General features: G+C 70.8%; 12 protein-coding genes. 5 read left to right on the top strand and 7 right to left on the bottom strand.

Annotation, left to right across the window (positions count from 1 at the left end):
- Window positions 1-6 precede the first annotated feature (6 nt).
- Window positions 7-1,281: an MFS transporter gene (locus F4556_RS31380; protein WP_184922128.1), complete on the bottom strand. Its 1,275-nt coding sequence runs from the start codon at window positions 1,279-1,281 to the stop codon at window positions 7-9.
- Between the two features lie 98 nt (window positions 1,282-1,379).
- On the opposite strand from F4556_RS31380, the gene F4556_RS31375 reads away from it, so the two are divergent.
- Window positions 1,380-2,357, top strand: coding sequence for an ArsR/SmtB family transcription factor (locus F4556_RS31375; protein ID WP_184922126.1), 978 nt, complete (start codon window positions 1,380-1,382; stop codon window positions 2,355-2,357).
- Window positions 2,358-2,382: 25 nt separating this feature from the next.
- On the opposite strand, the gene F4556_RS31370 is transcribed toward F4556_RS31375, so the two are convergent.
- Window positions 2,383-2,955 (bottom strand): TetR/AcrR family transcriptional regulator, encoded by a 573-nt coding sequence (locus tag F4556_RS31370; protein WP_184922124.1) that lies wholly within the window; start codon window positions 2,953-2,955, stop codon window positions 2,383-2,385.
- A 107-nt stretch (window positions 2,956-3,062) separates the two neighbouring features.
- Here F4556_RS31370 and F4556_RS31365 point away from each other — a divergent pair, with 107 nt between their 5' ends.
- From F4556_RS31365 to F4556_RS31350, 4 genes are all read left to right on the top strand, one after another.
- A complete protein-coding gene (locus F4556_RS31365) occupies window positions 3,063-3,371 on the top strand; it encodes a hypothetical protein (RefSeq protein WP_184922122.1) in 309 nt (102 codons plus the stop codon).
- 132 nt (window positions 3,372-3,503) lie between these two features.
- Complete coding sequence (locus F4556_RS31360; RefSeq protein ID WP_184922120.1) at window positions 3,504-4,025, top strand: permease; 522 nt, start codon at window positions 3,504-3,506, stop codon at window positions 4,023-4,025.
- A gap of 3 nt (window positions 4,026-4,028) precedes the next feature.
- Window positions 4,029-4,775, top strand: coding sequence for a hypothetical protein (locus F4556_RS31355; protein WP_184922118.1), 747 nt, complete (start codon window positions 4,029-4,031; stop codon window positions 4,773-4,775).
- Window positions 4,776-4,975: 200 nt separating this feature from the next.
- Window positions 4,976-6,730 (top strand): FG-GAP repeat domain-containing protein, encoded by a 1,755-nt coding sequence (locus F4556_RS31350; protein WP_184922116.1) that lies wholly within the window; start codon window positions 4,976-4,978, stop codon window positions 6,728-6,730.
- Between the two features lie 91 nt (window positions 6,731-6,821).
- Here F4556_RS31350 and F4556_RS31345 read toward each other — a convergent pair whose 3' ends face one another.
- From F4556_RS31345 to F4556_RS38635, 5 genes are all read right to left on the bottom strand, one after another.
- A complete protein-coding gene (locus tag F4556_RS31345; protein ID WP_184922114.1) occupies window positions 6,822-7,463 on the bottom strand; it encodes a hypothetical protein in 642 nt (213 codons plus the stop codon).
- Between the two features lie 324 nt (window positions 7,464-7,787).
- Window positions 7,788-8,195, bottom strand: coding sequence for a hypothetical protein (locus F4556_RS31340; RefSeq protein WP_184911059.1), 408 nt, complete (start codon window positions 8,193-8,195; stop codon window positions 7,788-7,790).
- A 15-nt stretch (window positions 8,196-8,210) separates the two neighbouring features.
- The gene (locus F4556_RS39235; RefSeq protein WP_184922112.1) at window positions 8,211-12,686 is read right to left on the bottom strand and encodes a polymorphic toxin-type HINT domain-containing protein; all 4,476 of its coding nucleotides are present in this window, start codon (window positions 12,684-12,686) and stop codon (window positions 8,211-8,213) included.
- A 523-nt stretch (window positions 12,687-13,209) separates the two neighbouring features.
- Window positions 13,210-15,501: an RICIN domain-containing protein gene (locus F4556_RS31330; protein WP_184922111.1), complete on the bottom strand. Its 2,292-nt coding sequence runs from the start codon at window positions 15,499-15,501 to the stop codon at window positions 13,210-13,212.
- 357 nt (window positions 15,502-15,858) lie between these two features.
- Window positions 15,859-16,185 carry a hypothetical protein gene (locus tag F4556_RS38635; RefSeq protein WP_246511141.1) on the bottom strand — a complete coding sequence of 109 codons (327 nt, stop codon included), beginning with the start codon at window positions 16,183-16,185 and terminating at the stop codon, window positions 15,859-15,861.
- Window positions 16,186-16,197: the final 12 nt, after the last annotated feature.

The raw sequence follows: 16,197 nt of genomic DNA, 5'->3' as shown, positions 1-16,197 counted from the left end.
CAACCGTCAGCGCTCGGCTCCGGTACGGAGCGGCGAGAGGAGGATCGGGAGCCAGGCCGTGGCCAGGCCGACCGCACCGACCCACAGCGCGGTGCGGGGCGAGGCGAACTCGCCGAGCAGTCCGGCCAGGGCGGCCCCGATCGCGAGCGACCCGGTGAGCACCACGCGCACGGTGGCGTTCATCCGGCCGAGCAGCAGGTCGGGGGTGACGCTCTGACGGAAGCTCACCATGATCACGTTGTTGATGCCGACCTTGAAGGTCGTGACGAGCCAGGCCAGGGCGGCCAGCCACAGGGCCGGGCCCCGGTCGACCACCGCGACCAGAACGCCCACCGGGGCTACGGCGAGGCCCATGAGCCACAACACCCGGCCCGCGCCGAGGCGGTGCGCGAGCCGGCGGGCCGACAGCGAGCCGAGGAAAACACCGATCCCGCCGGTGGCGAAGAACAGGCCGAGCGCGCTTTCGGGGAGCTCCAACTCCTGGACGAACACCACCGGAAGCATGGTCTGGCAGACCTGGATGGACAGGTTGCCGGCCGCCGCGGCGAGGACCAGGGGCCGCAACAACGGGTGGCCGAACACGAAGCGCAGGCCCTGCCGGATCTCCCCGGCCAGGCTGCGGCCGGCCAGGTGCGGCCGCGGGAGCGGTTCGGGTCGGCGGATCCGCAGCAGGCAGACCGCCGAGCACAGGTAGCTGACCGCGTCGACGGCGACGGCCGCCGGGGCGGTCAGCAGCGCCGTCAGGAACCCGCCCGCGCTTCTGCCACCGACCTGGGTGACGGCGTCCGTCGTCGCCAGGTGGGCGTTGGCCTCGGTGAGCCGGTCCCGTTCGACCAGGTCAGGGAGGTGGCTCTGGGCGGCGACGTCGAAGAAGACCGTGGCCGTGCCCGCCAGCAGCACGACCAGATAGAGCTGATGGATGGTCAGCACGCCCAGCAGCCAGGCGGCCGGCACCGACCCGAAGAGCGCGGCCCGGGCCAGATCCGCGGCGATCATCACCGGCCGCTTCCGCATCCGGTCGATCCAGGCACCGGCCGGCAGGCCGATCAGCAGGAAGGAGAGCGTGCCCAGCATCGCCAGCAGCCCGACCTGCCCGGCCGAGGCATGCAGGGCGAGCACGGCCGTCAGCGGGAGGGCGAGGGAGCCGACCGAGGTGCCGAGCCTGCTCACCGTCGCCGCGGTGAGCAGCAGCCGGAAGCCCCGGTCGCGGAGCAGTGAACGGCGCGGTCCTGGTGCGGGCGTGGTGATGCCGGACTGCCGGGTCTGATCGGTGGTGGTCATGAGGGGAGCCTGCGGCAGGCCCGGCCCGACGGCGATAGATTCAGCCTGTACTGAATCGGGACCACCCGGGGTGGCTGCCGTACGGAAGGGACGCACCCGTGCTCGACTTGGCGTTCTCCACTCGCGATCTGGCCCGCACCAGGTTCGCGCTGTCACCGCTGTGGGAGCTGGTGGCCAGCGTCCGGGTCGTCAAGCACCCCGCCGAGCACCCGTTCTTCCGGCCGTGGAGTGACGAGGTCCGACCACGGCTCGCGGCATCGGGCCTCGACTGGGGCCTGCTCGCCGACCTGGTCCCGCAACCGCCGCAGCTCATACCGGTGTTCATCGCCCCACCGCCCACCGCCTCGGTCCCCGACATCGGACTCGAACTGGCTGTCCTGAAGTCCACCGCGCCGGAGCAGGTCCGGTCGGGTCTCAGCGGTCGGCGGTCGCCGCGTTCCGAGCGGATCGAGCAGCTCCTGGACAATCCGCACCGCGGCCTGGCCGAACTCGCCGAAGTCATGGCGGCCTACTGGGAGATCGCCCTCGCCCCGTACTGGCCGCGGCTGCGCTCCCTGCTGGAGGGCGACGTGCTCCGCCGGGCCAGGCTGCTCGCCGAGGGCGGCGCGCAGCGGCTGCTCAACGACCTCGACCCCCAAGTGGCCTGGGACGCCGACACGCTGTACGTCCGGCACCGCCACGTCCGCGGCAGCCGGCAGCTCGGAGGGCAGGGTCTGCTCCTCGTACCGTCGGTGTTCGCCTGGCCCCAGGTCTTCTCGGTCACCAGCCCGAACTGGCAGCCCGTACTGCGCTACCCGCCACCCGGCGTGGCCACGCTCTGGGAGCGGCGGACCCCTCCCCCGCACGCACTGGCCGCCGTCATCGGCCGGTCCAGGGCCGTCCTGCTGGCCGAACTCGACACCCCGGCCTCGACCACCGACCTGGCCCGGCGCACCGGGATCACGGCCGGCGGCGTCTCCCAGCACCTGACCGCGCTCCGCGCCGCCGGGCTGGTGGATGCGCACCGCAGCGGGCGGTACGTGCTCTACGTCCGTACCGAGGCTGCCGAAGTCCTGTTGGCGGCGGCACGTAGCTAGCGAGGCGTGTTGGCCTTTCGCCGGGTCAGCCCGAGCTCGGGAGGGCGGCGAGCAGGGCAGCGGCGGCGCTGTCGAACGGCGCGATGCTGCCCGCTGCGCGACAGAGGATGTGGGCGCCTTCGAGTGTGACGATCATGAGGGTGGCCAGATCGGCGGCCTGGGCTGGACTCATTCCGGCGTGGGTGAGCTTTCCGGTGAGCTCGCCGACCCAGCCGGCGAATCCTTCGGCCGCGACAGCGCGCAGGCTGCTCTGGTCGGCCATGGCCGCACCGCCGTCGACGGTGACCGCCGCGACCGCGCAACCGCCGCCCCCGGCGGACGCCTGCACGACAGGGCGGACGTTGCCGAGGAACGCCTCCACCACTTCGCGTGGCGTGCGGGCCGGCAGCTCGTGCAGGTGACCGCGGACGTCCTCCGCGTTGCGGCGGGCGGCTTCGAGCGCGAGTTCCTGCTTGCCGCCCGGGAAGTGGTGGTAGATCGCCCCGCGCGCGGCACCGCTCTCGGCCAGGACGTCGGTGAAGGACATCGCGGCCAGACCATGGCGTTGCAGCAGCCCGATCGCTGCGCTGATCATGCGGGACTTCGTGTCCGCGGCCATCGCGACCCCCCTTGACTAGTACGGCCATCCTACTCCATGCTCCACCTTGCTAGGACGCACGTACTAGCGAGATGGGCCGAACAGGCCCCGCAGCCGGAGGTTCCGTCATGGGCAAGACCTTTCTCTACACCGAGATCCAGGCGGCAGTGCCGTTCGATCGGTTCGACTGGCACCAGGTCAACGTGGCCCTGAAGACCGCACCGGGTCTGATCCGCAAGACCTGGCTGTCCGGGATCGGCACCCACACCATCGGCGGTTTCTACGAGTTCGACAGCGCCGAGAACGCCCTGGCCTTCGCCCAGGGCCCCTTCGCCGAGGAAGCCCGCCGGGCCGGAGCCCCGGCAACGACCCGACTGTTCGACGGCGACATCGTCAAGGACGCCAGCGTCGACCTGGACTCGCCGTACTACAGCTGACCGAGTCAGTTCTGACACCGCCTCACCCCGGCTCGCTGCCGGGGTGAGGCGTTAGACCACACGGCTCCGCCACGTACCGCCTTGAGGGGCCGTCACACTGCGTGCGGTCTGCGCCGGTGCCAGCATCGGCATATGAGAGCTGATCAGACCGGCGAGCCGGCGGCAGGCCCCGACTGGCGCAAGCGGCTGCTGCTGGGCGGCGGGGCGCTGGCCGTGCTGGTGGCGGCCTACTTCATCCTGGCCGCGACCATCCCGCGCTGGTGGGCGCAGCGGGTCGGCGACGCGGTGCGCGGGCATCTGAGCACCGGGCTGGTGATCGGTCTGGCCATCGGTGTCAGCTGCACGCTGCTGCCGCTCGTCGTGGCCTGGATCGGTCTGCACAAGCGGCGGTCCTGGAAGGCCGTGGTCGGCTGGCTCTCGCTGGCCGTGCTCCTCGCGCTGCCGAACCTGTGGACGCTGAGCGTGGTGGTCGGCCGGGGCAGCGCCGCACACGCCGGGCAGCGGGTGATGGACGTGAACGCGCCCTGGTTCCGCGGCGCCACCCTGGTCGGCGCGATCACGGCGGTGGTGGTCTTCGTGGGGGTCCTGATCTTCTCCCGGACCCGGCGCGGCCGACGGGCCAAAGCCGCCGAGTCGGCCGAGCGGGAAGCCTGAGCAGTGGGCGACTGGTACCGGCAGGAGATCCTGGACCCGGGCAAGCAGCCGCTGCTCTTCCTGCTGCTGGGCTTCCTCGGGGCGTTCCTCTTCATCCGGTTGAGCGTGCGGATGATCCGGGCCGAGGTCTCCTGGTGGCCGAACAACGTCACGCCCGGCGGGCTGCACATCCATCACGTGGTCTTCGGCGTGGTCTTCATGATCATCAGCGGCCTGGGCCTGGCCTCGCCGGTCGGCGGCAGACATCCGTGGGCCGACATCGCGGCCGCCCTCTTCGGCATCGGCACCGCGCTCGTCCTGGACGAGTTCGCGCTGATCCTCCATCTGCGGGACGTCTACTGGTCCGAGGAGGGCCGACTCTCCGTGGACACCGTGGTGCTCGGCGCCGCGGTCTGCGGACTGCTGCTGCTCGGAGCGGTCCCGTTCGGAGCCGACGAGGCGTCAGCGGACGGCGAACCGGTCTCCGGCTGGTCGTACGCGTCGGTGGTGGCCGTCAACGCGGGCTTCGCGCTGGCCGCCCTCAGCAAGGGCAAGGCGTTCACCGGTCTGCTCGGGATGCTCGTCCCGCTCTTCGCCGTGATCGGCGCCCTCCGACTGGCCCGCCCCGGCTCCCCCTGGGCGCGCGCCCGCTACCCGGCCGGCAGCCGGAAGGCCGAACGGGCCCGGGCCCGCGAGGAACGCGACGGCTGGCAGCGCCGCCTGCGGATCAGGGTCTACGACGCGATCGCGGGCAAACCCTCCGCGCCTTGAGAAGGACCGACCCGCCGGCCGTCGGAAGTCGCCGGCCAGTCGGCGGCTGGCCGGCTGGGGAGCGGCTTCACAAGGAATCCACAGGATCGATCCCTACGCTGCGGGAAGGAAGTGGGGACCGTTCACGCGCCGACGCGTGTCCCGGTCGCGGGGCACGAGGCGCCCGGGTGGGTCCACACGTTCGATCCCGAGGGGGGATCTTGACCGCACCGTACCGCGGACGCCTGAGGACCCTGGCCGCCGGGGGCGTCCTCGCCTTGGCTGTCGGCACTCTCGCCACCACCCCGAGCACGGCCGCCGCGCGGCACCACGCGCCCGACTCCGTCGTCGCGCAGTCCGTGACCGACTCCGCACCGGTGTCGGACCCCGACACCGCACCGCGCGGCGTCGGCGAGTACCCGACCGTCGTCCTGCCCGCTCTGTCCGGGCCGTCCGAGCAGGCGACTGCCGCCGCCAAGCCGCGGCACGACGTCGACGGCGACGGCCGCAGTGACATGATCGTCATGCAGTACGACCAGTCCACGGCCGTCTACCTGTCGTCGATCCAGGCCTGGAGCGACTACACCATCGCCAAGACCGACCCCGCCGCCTCGTTCAAGGACCTGCTGCCGGTGGGCGATGTCGGCGGCACGACCAAGCCCGAACTGCTCTCCCTCTCCTTCGACGGCGTCCTGACGCTCTACGAGGCCGGCTTGAACGCCACGTCGGCGCCCCTGTGGTCGGGCGGCGGCTGGCAGAAGTACAACCGCCTCATCGCCACCGGGGACGTCACCGGAGACCGCCACCCCGACCTGCTGGCCCGCGACTTCGCCGGTGACCTGTGGCTCTACACGGGGACGGGCACCGTCACCAAGCCCTTCAACACGCGGGTCAAGGTCGGCTCCGGCTGGGGGATCTACGACCAGATCGTCGGTGCCAGTGACGTCGACGGCGACGGCCTCGGCGATGTTCTCACCCGCACCCTGACCGGCGAGCTGTGGTTCCACAAGGGGGCCGGCAGCGCCACCGCCCCGCTCAAGGCCCGGGTCAAGGTCGGCACCGGCTGGAACGCGTACAACGTGATCACCGGCTCGGACGACGGCGACGGCGACGGCCTGAGCGACCTGCTCGCCCGCGACCGCGACGGCGTGGAGTACTGGTTCAAGTCGACCGGCGGCGGGCACTTCGCCGCACCGGCGTACTTCGGCAGTGGCTACGAGAACAACACGTTCATCGTCGGGGCGGGCACCACGCAGCTCTACGGCAAGGCCCAGAACCTCATGACCCAGACCGACGGCACCCTGGTCAAGTACTACGCCCTCGCCAACGGCACCTACCTGACGCCGCCGACCGGGGTCGGCAAGGAGACGCCGGGGTCCCGCAACACGTACGCCACCGCGCTCAACAGCCACAACCACGCCAGCTACGTGCAGAACATCGGCAGCGACCTGTACATCCGCAGCAAGAAGGTCAGCTCGACCTGGAACTACAACGCGATGGTCGGCCCCGGCGACCTCACCGGCGACGGCAAGGGCGACCTGCTCAGCCGCGACTCGGCGGGAGTCCTGTGGCTGCACCCCGGCGACGGGGCGGTGGACACCAAGCTCGGCACACCCATCAAGGTCAGCAGCGGCTGGAACGCCTACAACGCGCTGGTCGGCGCGGGCGACTACTCCGGCGACGGACGGCCCGACCTGCTCGCCCGGGACACCTCCGGCCGGCTGTTCCTCTTCAAGGGCACGGGGACGTCCACCGCGCCGTTCGCCGCCCGGGAACAGATCGCCACCGGCTGGGACGTCTACGACATGCTGGTCGCGCCGGGTGACATCGACGGGGACAGCAAGGGCGATGTGCTCGCCCGCGCCAAGGACGGCGTCCTGTACCGGTACTCCTCGACGGGCAACGCCGGCACCGCGACCTTCGCCGCCCGGGTGGAGTTCGGCAGGGGCTGGAACATCTACACGAACATGCTCTGATCCTGTCCACGCGGCCCTCGGCCCGATCCGCTGCTCCGACCGGAGAGCGCATCGGACGATCTCGAGGGCCGCGTCGGTCGGAGTACGGATCTCAGGAGCCTCCGCCGGTGGAGCCGCCGTGACCGCCCATCGACGGGTACTGCACCCGGCGTCGGACGACCAGGTCCACCTGGACGTCGGAGGGGGCGAGTATCTGTCGCAGCTCCTGGCACAGGGCCGTGGTGTCGGTCGTCCACTTGGGCAGTGACGTGGGCCGGATCAGGTGCCCGTTCTTCAGCAGCACGTACAGGGTGATCTTGGCGTTGACGGGCTTCCGGTCCTCCTCGTGCGACTCCGTGATGGTGTGGTCGATCCAGATCTGCCGGACGTCGGTGAGCGGCCTCGGCCGGTCCGTGCGGGAGCCCCGGACGACGGTCATGGTGTCGGGGGAGGCGGCGGGCGAGAACCGCAAGCGGTTCACGTCCCGGAAGGCCCCGTAGAGGATCACGAACGTGTTGACGACGAGTCCCAGCACGGCGGCGATCCCGACCAGAGCCCAGATCCGGCCGGGTTCGAGACTGAGGATCAGCGCCATGACCAGATAGACCGGGACACCGCAGACGGCGCCGACCATGAGCGACCCGAGCACCTCCCCGGGCCAGCGCTTGGCGGCGAACACGAGCGGCCCGACCCCCTCGCGAAGCACCACGTCGACCACGTCGGGACTCGAACGGTCAACCCGCACCCTGCTCATGACCCAACGTTAGCCCCGGGCCGTCAAGAGGGAGTAGGCCGCGGCGCAGGGTCGCGTTCACTGGGCCAACGGGCTCAGCGCCGCGGCCGCCAGAATGGCTGCGCCAACCGGTGTCGACAGCGAGCCGAACGGCCAGGTCGAGATCGTCCGGCGTCACCGGCTGGGTTGAACGGATCATGGTCATGGCAGGACCGTACCCTGCGGGTCAGCGGGGGTGACAGCCAATTCTGCCGGACCGTCAGCGCAGCAGGCCGAAGCGCTGGGGAATGGCTGTGGCCGCGCTCGTCTGCACGAGCGCGGCCACCTGTCAGAACCGGTCAGTCCCTACCGGGGCACCGGGCCGAGGATCTTGACCGAGCTCTCATGGACGCCGACGTCGGTCTGCTCGGTTGCCCAGCCTGCGGCGGTGAGCACCTGCTCGACGGCGACGGTCATGGCCTCCAGGGCCGTGCTGCCGAGCGGGATGGCTCGCTGGAGAGCCAGCTGCGGGGAGGCGACGATCAGGTCCTTGAGCTCCCGGCTCGGCTCCCAGGTGACGAACACTCCGCCGGAGCTGTCGGCGCTGGCGTCGTAGTAGACGACGAACGTCGACGAACCGATCGTCTTGCCGGCCCGGCTGTCGCCGCCCCGGACGACGGGAAGGCCGACGAACCGGAGGTCGGCCTCGACCGCCTCGGTCCGTTCGACGAGTACCTGCTCCTCGTCCTGGCCCACTCGCTCGGGAACAGTCATGAGCTTCCCTCCATGTCAGAGCCCACGACGCTGCTTCGCGGCGGCGACCATCCTAGCGAACTCCTCTGCCCACACCTTGTTCAGCAGCTTGCCCTCCTTGGTGAGCGGAGAGGCGTAAGGGATCACGTACGTGATGGTGGCTCCCTTGGCCCGCGCGTCCGTCGCCAGCATCGGGCCGCACATGTCCGGGCAGGGGGCCCGGTCGGTGAAGAGGGCGAGGACCTTGTCGTCCGCGGCCAGCTGGTCCATGACCCGCTGCTCGGCGTGGCCCGCGTCACCGCTCGACGCGCGGACCAGCCGGGTGCTGCCGTCAGCGGCCCGCACCCGGGCGACGGCCACGTTGCGCTCGGCGTCCCAGAAGCCCGAGGCGTACCGGAGGTCGAACGCCGCGGTGCTCAACTCGTCGCTGTCGTAGGCGATCTGCAGCGGGCAGAGCGGGTTGGCGTTGTGGACCAGCAGGGAGGTGGCACCGGCCAGCACGTAGTACGTGTGGACGCTGTTGACCGTCAGGTTGTACGCGGCCTGCAGCGCCGTCCGGTGGCGGGTCCCGGTGACCGCGGCGGTGCGACCGTCCGCGACGCGCAGGGTGTCACCGACCGTCAGCTCGGCCGCGTCCCGCCAGGACCGGGCGCTCGCCACCCAGAACGGGTGGTGATCGGTGGCGGTGACCGTGGCGGTGGAACCGTCCGGGGCCGTGACGGTCAGATCGGTGAAGTCACGGTCGTCCGGAGTGAGGATGGTGGCTTCTACCCGCTGGGGACCGGTGGCCCCGGTCACCGGGTCGGTGGCGAGCACCGAGTCACCGGCCCGGACCGCCTCGATCGGCCGCGCGCTGCCGTCGCCCATCAGGACGGGGGTGCCGGCCGGGAAGCTGTTGCTGGTGAAGCACGCCGTACGGGCCTCCCCGGCGATCCGCGCCTCGTTCTCCAACTGCCGTACCAGGGAGGGGTCGAGAGCGGAATTGTTGTGCAGGGCGGCCAGCGCCGCATCGGTGCCGGCGCCGTTCCTGAGGGTGAGGCGGAAGGAGGTGACGGCGTCGGCGGTGGAGGTGAGCTTCGCGATGATCGCGCTGCTGTAGCCGTCGAGGGTGGCCTGGACGGCCAGTTTGGCCGCGTCGATGCCGACACCGGTCTCCATCGCGAAGCGCAGTGCGGTGACGTTCTTGACGCCCTTGAAGAGGGTGCCGTAGGGGATGAAGTTGGAAGCGGCCCAAGCGCAGGACGAGTTGAACCCCGGGTCCTTGAAGCACTTGATGAAGTCGCCGGCCAGCAGGGTGAAGACGTTGACCGTACGGGAACCGCAGACACCCCGGGTGCAGGTGACGTTGATCTTCGAGAAGACCTCTTCGGTCATCTCGACCGTGGTCGTGAACTCCGCCTGCTTGAGTTCCTGGCTGTTGATGACCAGGGTGTCCCAGGTGCCGTACTTGCCCTGGCAGGCCGCGATGGACAGCCCCGCCTCGGGGCAGGTCTTCAGGACGTAGTCGACGATTCCGCTGACCCGGACGGTGTAGGTGACGTCGCAGACGCTCACCCCGGCGGCGTTCTTGTGGAAGTTGTCGTCGGTCCACAGGTCGACCAGTGTTCCGGTCCGGCCCGCACCGCAGCGCGTTTCGTTGGTCTTGACGACCTCCTGCTTCAGTTCGCCACGGGGCACGGCCTCGATGTAGGAGACCCGGCCGTTGTCGTCGACCACGGCGGTCTCGCCCTGCAGCTTGCCCGCAGCGGCATCGGTCTGCTGCTTCTTGGCGACCTCCGCCTTGGCCTCCTCGGCGGCCTTGGCGGCTTCGTCCCGGCTCTTGCCCGCGGCGATCTTCGAGGCGTACGCCTCGTCGGACGCGGTCTTCGCGTCGGCGGCGTACTGCTTGGCCTGGAGCGCGTACCCGGCGGCTGCGGTGACCGACAGGTCGGCGCGGTTGGCTGCGGCGTCGGCGGAGGCCGCAGCCGTCCGCGCCTGCTTGGCATAGGCGGCCGCCTGATCGGCGGAGGCCTGCGCCTGGCGGGCCGACTCGGCCGCCTTGGCAGCCCAGTCGGCGGCCTGGACAGCCGAGGCCTGAGCCTGGTTGGCGTAGCCGGCGGCCTCGTTGGCGGCGCCGCGGGCGGTGGCGTAGGACTTGGCGGCCTCGGCGGCGTACTTGCGGGCCTGGGCCACGTTGCCGTCGATGGTGGCCAGGTAGGAGTCGATCGTCGCCTTGTGGGCAGTGGTGAACGCGTCGCGCTGCTGGGCCTTGGGCAGGCCGGTCTGCAGGAACGGCACCAGGCCTGAGGTGGGTCCGGCGAGGGCTGCCTGGGCGGCGGCCTGGACCTCGGGACCACCGGCCGCGAGAGCCTGGTTCACCAGCACCAGGTTGTCGTGGACGCGGGCGGTGTACTGACCGGTCGTCAGGAAGGCGCGGACGTCGGCGTGGGTGCCGCCCATCGCCTTGTTCGCGGCTTCCTGGACGCCGGGGCCGCCGGCGGACTGGATCTGCGAGAGCAGCACCCGGTCGTCGTGCTCCTGGCCGGGGTAGGCGCCGTTGACCAGGAACTCACGGACCTGCGCGACGGTGCCGACCGAGGCGGTCTCGGCGGCCAGACGCTGCTCGAGCTTGGTCGAGCCCTGGGCGATCGCGGTCACGGTGGCGCGGTCATCGCGCTCCCGAGCCACTGCAAGTGCCGTGTTGAGGAAGGTGAGGACGTCGGCCTCGGTACCTTCCAGCGCGCTCTGGGCCGCGGCCTTGGCCCAGGGGCCGCCCGCGTCGAGCAGTCGGGCTGCGGCCTGGCGGCCCTTGGTGGCGGCGGTCTTCTGGTCGACCCCGGCGGCGGTGGCCTCGGTGAGCAGGCGCTCGGTGTCGGCCGCCAGCGTGGTGGCCTTGCCCGCCTCCCACCCGGCCTTCTTCGCCTTGCGGTCCTCGTCGCGGGCGGCCTGCTGGGCCGCCGCGAACTCGGCGGCGAGCTGGGCGTCCAGGCGCTCCTGGTCGGAGGCCCGGGCGATCTCGGTGATCTTGTGGGCCTGGGTGGCGGAGTTCGCCGCCGAGTCGGCCGCAGCGGCCGACTCCGTTGCGGCGGCCTGGGCGATGCCGGCGGCGGTCGCGGCCTGGCCGGCGTACTGGGCGGCGGTGTCGGCGGCTGCGGCGGCGGCTTCGGCGTGGGCGGCGGCCGCGTTGGCGGCGCGCTGGGCCTCGGCCGCGGCTGCGGCCGCGTCGTTGGCGATCTTCACCGTGGCGGCGGCCGCGCGGCGGGCCTCGGCTGCGGCGGACCTGGCGCGGGCGGCTTCCACCCGGGCGCGGTCGGCGGCGTCGCCGGCCACACCGGACTGGTTGGCGGCCTCGAGGGCGGCGGTGGCGGCGGCGTCGGCGTTGTCACCGGCGGACTTCGCCGCCTGCGCGGCGTAGCCGGCCTGGGTCGCGGCCCGGCCCGCCCACTGAGCTGCCTCGCCCGCAGTCCGGGCATCGGCTGCCGCGTTGCGGGCGGTCACGGCGGCGGCGCGGGCCTGGTCCGCCTTGGTCGCATCACCCGCCGCGTCGGTGGCGGCCTTGCGTGCCTTGCCCGCCGCCTCACCCGCGAGGGTGGCGGCGGCTGCGGCGTCGGCGGCGGCGTTCGCGGCCTGCCGGGCCGCCTCGTTGGCGGTGGCGGCCGCGTTGGAGGCGGTCTGCGCGGCCTTGGCCGCCCGTCCTGCGGCATCCGCCGCACGCCCGGCCGCGTTGGAGGCCTTCGAGGCCTCGCCCTGGGCGAGCTTGGTCTCGTTGGCGGCACGCTCGGAGGCCTGCTTGGCCAGCGCGGTCGCCTCGATCGCCTTGGCGGCCGCGTCCCTGGCGACGGTGGCCTGCTCACCGGCCTGCGCGGAGGCGTTGCGGGTCAGGTCGGCGAGCTGAGCGACCGTCAGGGTTTCCTGGTCGTGCGCGGCCGCCGTCTGGTAGCCGTACCGGAGGAAGTCGCGGACGTCCTCGACCGTGCCGGCCATCGCGACGTTGGCGGCCTTCTTGACCTCCGGGCCGCCCGAGGACATCAACTGGGTCAGCTTGACCCGGTCGTCGTGCTCCCGCGGCGTGTACTGGCCGACGTTGAGGAAGGCGGAGACGTCCGCCAGCGTGCCGGCCATCGCCTTGTTGGCGGCTTCCTGCACACCGGGGCCGCCGGCGTACTGGATCTGCGAGAGCAGCACCCGCTGGTCATGCTCGAAAGGACTCTTGTAGCCCTTGTCGACGAAGTTCTGCCACGCGGCCGGGGTCCCCGCCGTGAGGGCGGCGGTCGCCGCCTCCCGGACACCCGGGCCCGAAACGGCTACCAGTTCCTCGACCTTGGTCCGCAGGTCCTGGTCGGCCGCGGCCTGCCGCCCGGAGTTCACGAACGCCGTCACATCCGTGTCCGAGCCCGCGAGCGCGATCTCCGCGGCCCGGCGTACGGCCGGCCCGCCGGCCTGCCAGGCCGCCACCGCCTTCACCCGGTCGGCGACCGGGCCCACCGGCGGCGCGGTGTCGGCGGCCGCCGGTACTGCCAGCAGCCCTGTCACCAGGCTGCCGGCCACGATTCCGGCGGCGACCCGCGACCGGATCCTTGTTGGTATCACTTTTACCCTCATCGACTCTCAAACCTCATCGCTGACGGTCACACTGACGTGCCGTCATGTCATTGCCATCTGCCTAGCGGCTCTGGAATAGCCCGTAACAGTGCCCGGGGAGCGGAGCCCCGTCTCACCAGAAAGGCCTGCTGCTTCGCCAGTGGTGAAGCAGCAGGCCACCCTTCATCGGTCGTCGCGCAGTCGCCTCACGGCGCGGGGCTGCACCCGGGAACCCCGCCGGTGCCTCGACTCACACTCAGCGCAGGCCCGGCCGATCGCCCCCGGGAATGGGTTGGACCGACCGGACTCTCAGCCGGGGTCATTCGTCGGGCACCGCCGGTGACCTTGCCGAGCCCGGTTCACCCGTTGTCGTTGTCGCCGCCGTCCCAGGCGTACACGGTCGCGCTGCTGTCGGTGGCACCGCCAAGGACGTGGTCAGCGTGCCTGTCACCGTTGAACTCGGCGGCGGGTCTGGTTACAGGTACCAGCTCTGGGGCGCGAAGGAGGGGTCGGTGCTGTGGGCCCACTGCTGTGCGGGAGCGCCGTTGTCCTTGCTGGAGTTGCCGATCTCCAGGGTCTTGCCACTGTTGACGTTGGTGATGTTCAGGGTGACAGTGTCGCCGGCGGGCTGGACGGTCCACTTCTGGGTGGGGATGTTGCCGCAGGTCCACTGCTGGGCTCGGCCGCCGTTGTCCTTGCTGGAGTTGTCGATTTCCAGGCACATGCCGCTGTTGGCGTTGACGATCTCGTAGACGCCTTCGGTGGCGGTGGGGCGGAACTCCCAGTTCGCGCCGGCCTGTCCGGCGCAGGTCCACTGCTGGGCGCGGGCGCCGTTGGCCTTGCTGGAGCCGTCGATCTCCAGGCACTTGCCGCTGTTGGCGTTGTGGATCAGGCCGCCGGCGGGCACCGGGACGGGGGAGGGCCAGGCGTTGGTGTCCTTGGCGAGGGCGCCCTTGCCGTCACCGCGGTAGAGGTTGAAGCGCTGCTGGTTGCTCCACAGTCCGCCGAGGTCACTGTTGCCGTCGCCGTTGAAGTCACCCGCGAGCACGATCGGCATGCCGTTCCAGCCGGTGTCCGCCCACATTGCGACGCCACCCTCGAGGCCGCCGGTGGTGCTGCCGCTGAAGCGGGTGAGCTGGCCGTTGCCGGCGATGGCGACGACGTCGTCCCGGCCGTCGTTGTTGAAGTCACCGGTGGCGACCTTCTGCATGGTCTGCCAAGAGCTGTCCGGCCACATCTGGCGGCTCCCGTTCAGCACCCCGTCCGGGCCGGTGGTGTAGGCGTACAGGTCACCCCTGTTGCCCGCACTCCAGGTCGCCAGGAGCCCGTCACGGCCGGAGCCGTCGCCCTTGAACCGCGACAGCTGCAGCATGCCCTTCCAGTCGAAGTTGTCATCCACCCACATCTGCTTGCCGTCAGCCAGGCTGCCGTCCGACCGTCCCGCGTACAGGCGCAGTTTGCCGTCGTTCCAGACAGTGGCGATGTCGGTGTAGCCGTCGCCGTTGAAGTCACCGCCGATGATCTTCGCGGCGGTGTTCCAGCTGCCGTCGGTCTTCCACAGCGGGCGGCCGTACTCGAAGGTGCCGTCGGGCCGTCCGGCAAAGGTGTGGAGGTTGCCGTCCGTGGTGACGGAGGCGATGTCGGTGCGGCCGTCGCGGTTGAAGTCGCCCGTCGTCATCACACTGGTGACGTTGGGGACCAGAGATTGGAGGCGGACCTCGGGCGAACTCTGGCGGATCTGACCGATCCACGGGCCGAGGCCGTCGGTGCGGACGTCGACCGCGTCGGTACGGGTCTCGGCCGGATCCGTGCCCAGGCAGCCACCCCGCCACGAACGGGAGTTGACTGCGGCCAGCTCCACGAGGAAGCCCTTCATCCGCAGGGCCGGCCCGCCCGCGTCACCCTGGCAGGCCACCGCGTCCGCGGACCCGTTCAAGCCCATCGACGTCGCGTCGATGGAGCCGACGGTGAACGTCGCGGAGTGCAGCTTGCTGGGCAGCCATTCCGTCTTGGTCCGCCCGAACCCGACGGAGGTGAGCTGCTCACCGGCGACCGGGGCGGCGGAGGAGACCTTGACCGGATCGACCCCGACGATGGGCCAGGCGAGCTTGACCATCATCAGATCACGGTCTGCATGCGGAACCAGTTCCACTGCCTCCACCACACTCCCGCCCGACTTGGTCAGGTCGCTGCGGCCCAGCGCCACGGTGGTCTTCACGGCCGGCTTGCCCGCCGCGGCGGGCTGGCCGTTCGCGGCAAAGCAACTGGCCGCGGTGAGCACCCACTGCGGGGCGACGAGCGTGCCGCTGCAGGCTCGGGAACCCTCGCGGCCGGGCTGCCCGACCATGACGGCACCGATCGCCGGGTAGGGGCTGGCCGTGTCGGCCGCCGCAGCCGGTCCGTCGGTAGCGTTGAGCTCGAGCAGCGTGGTCCCGTCGGCGGAGGTGCCTTCGCCGACGGGTGTGTAAAGGTTCTTCTTGATGTCGACGCTGCTGCTTGAACTACCCGTCTTCAGCGAGGCTTTGACGGCGTGGTCGTCGCCCTTGATGCTGTAGACCTTCGGCAGTTCCAGGGCCAGGAAGCCGGACGGCCCCGTGACCCGGAAGCAGACCTTGACGGATCCGGCATCAAAGGTCCGGCTGAACACCTCGATCAGGTTGTTGGTCGACAAGCAGTCCGCGAGGCGGATGTTCCCGTCCCCGGACTTCAGGGTGACGTGGTTCTCCGCAAGGATCTGAGCGGCCCCCGGGTACGCGAAATCCTCCACAGCCGACGGCGGTGTGGCCGCCGCAGCCGCAGCCGGCACCGACCCGGCTATCACAGGTACTGCCAGCACTGCGGCAAGCGGCCACGCCAGTCTTCGAACCGTACGCACAAGTACTCCAGAAAAAGAGATGACCGAGAGGCATCCGGACCCCCTCAGATCAGAAGAAAAGACATGCGGACACTATCCGCTGCTGCTGGTTGAGGTAACGCCGGGGGCGGGTGGAACTGACCAGTCATCATGCTCCTGGCCTGCGGTTGTGCTGATTTGTCAGGGTTGGCCGACGGGTATTCAGCAATTAAGCCCGTGTGAGCTGACTGAACGACAGAAGGTGCCGTCGAGCTGCAGGGATGTGAGTGTCTAGGTCATATCCAGCAGTGAATCAGGGGCACCTTCTTGGTGGCGAAGCATATCGGGTGGGATGAGCGGTTGTCGGTGAAGGCCGACGGCAAGGGGCTGGTTGGGCATGCCGGCGCGGTGTTGCTGCGCAAGTGCGCCGACCGGGTCGGGCTGACTGACGCGCTGAGCCGGGTGCTGCCGCGTGGTCTCGGTGCGGGCTGGCTGGATCGGGGCTTGGTCGTCGTCGGTCTGGCCGTCGCGATAGTGCTGGGCGCGACCAACCTGGCCGAGGCGGAACAACTGCAGGCTCATCAGGCCGAATTGTTCGGCGACCTCGGACTCCACCACACGCCGGACCCT

It is taken from the genome of Kitasatospora gansuensis (assembly GCF_014203705.1).
Classification (GTDB): Bacteria; Actinomycetota; Actinomycetes; order Streptomycetales; family Streptomycetaceae; genus Kitasatospora; species Kitasatospora gansuensis.
This window is presented reverse-complemented; position numbering and strand designations above follow the sequence as displayed.

Coding starts and splice junctions, on each gene's coding strand:
- F4556_RS31340 (WP_184911059.1), bottom strand. CDS start 8,195: ATGACTGTTCCCGAGCGAGTGGGCCAGGACGAGGAGCAGGTACTCGTC.
- F4556_RS31370 (WP_184922124.1), bottom strand. CDS start 2,955: ATGGCCGCGGACACGAAGTCCCGCATGATCAGCGCAGCGATCGGGCTG.
- F4556_RS31360 (WP_184922120.1), top strand. CDS start 3,504: ATGAGAGCTGATCAGACCGGCGAGCCGGCGGCAGGCCCCGACTGGCGC.
- F4556_RS31345 (WP_184922114.1), bottom strand. CDS start 7,463: ATGAGCAGGGTGCGGGTTGACCGTTCGAGTCCCGACGTGGTCGACGTG.
- F4556_RS31365 (WP_184922122.1), top strand. CDS start 3,063: ATGGGCAAGACCTTTCTCTACACCGAGATCCAGGCGGCAGTGCCGTTC.
- F4556_RS31380 (WP_184922128.1), bottom strand. CDS start 1,281: ATGACCACCACCGATCAGACCCGGCAGTCCGGCATCACCACGCCCGCA.